A 1,253-nucleotide genomic window follows, 5' to 3' on the forward strand; every position below is an offset into this window, starting at 1 on the left:
TGTAGTGGCATAGTAAATCTGGCCACCTGATTTTGAGTGTATGATCACTCACATAATGAATCAGGTGAAGACGATGGCGAAAACTAGAAACTTCAGTCCGGAATTCCGTTTGGAGGCTGCTCAATTGGTGGTCGACCAGGGATACACAGTGAAAGCTGCCTGCGATGCCATGGGTGTTGGCAAATCCACCATGGAGTACTGGGTTCGTAAACTTCGTTCCGAGCGGGCTGGCAAGGCACCCAGAGGCGAGGCCCTGACCACAGAGCAGCGTGAAATTCAGGAACTGAAGCGCCGCCTTCGTCGGGCGGATGAAGAAAAGGAAATCTTAAAAAAGGCTACCGCTCTCTTGATGTCGGACTCCCTGAGCAATTCTCGATAATCGAGCGACTTGAAGAGAGCTATGCGGTGCAGCGCCTGTGTCAGGTGTTTGGGGTGCATCGCAGTAGTTACCGGGCATGGCGTAACAGGGATCGAACGCCCTGTGAGGCTGAGCAAGAGCTCCAGGAGCAGGTTATCGAGGCACACGAGGCCAGCCAGGGTTCAGCCGGGGCAAGAACCATTGCCAGCATGGTGACACAGGCCGGAATACCGCTGAGCCGTTACCGTGCCAGCCGACGGATGAAGCAGTTGGGGCTGGTCAGTACGCAGCCGCCAAGCCACGTTTACAAGAAGGCCGATCAGCCACACCTGGATATTCCGAATCTCCTTGACCGGGAGTTCGACGTAGAGGAGCCCAATCAAGTATGGACTGGAGATATAACCTATCTGTGGACCGGTGCGCGCTGGGCTTACCTGGCTGTTGTGATCGATTTGTTCTCCCGTAAACCGGTGGGTTGGGCCATATCTCTGTCGCCGAATACGGATCTGGTGAAGAAGGCTCTGACGATTGCGTATGAATCCCGGGGAAAGCCTTCAGGAGTCATGTTCCATTCGGATCAAGGGTGCCAGTACACCAGCCTACGATTCCGGCAGTTGCTCTGGAGTTATCAAATGAAACAGAGCCTCAGCCGACGCGGGAATTGCTGGGATAACGCTCCCACCGAGCGCTTCTTCCGGAGTCTGAAAACAGAATGGGTGCCGGGAATCGGGTATCCGTGCTTTGCCTCGGCAAAGCAATCGGTCACGGACTATATGATCGGTTATTACAGCGCACTGCGGCCTCATAAACACAACGGCGGATTGCCGCCGAATGTGGCAGAACAGGCCTACTGGAAAGCTCAAAAGACGGTGGCCTAAAACACTTGACCACTACA

1 protein-coding gene is annotated in these 1,253 nt (G+C 54.5%); it reads left to right on the forward strand.

Going from position 1 to position 1,253, the window contains the following annotated elements; translation table 11 throughout:
• Nucleotides 1–73 precede the first annotated feature (73 nt).
• A protein-coding gene (locus EDB94_RS07400; RefSeq protein ID WP_085987361.1) for an IS3 family transposase occupies nt 74–1,236 on the forward strand; the annotation gives its coding sequence in 2 pieces (ribosomal slippage) (nt 74–323 and nt 323–1,236; 1,164 coding nt in all).
• Nucleotides 1,237–1,253 lie beyond the last annotated feature (17 nt).

This window comes from Marinobacter sp. 3-2 (assembly GCF_003751355.1).
GTDB classification, from domain to species: domain Bacteria; phylum Pseudomonadota; class Gammaproteobacteria; order Pseudomonadales; family Oleiphilaceae; genus Marinobacter; species Marinobacter adhaerens.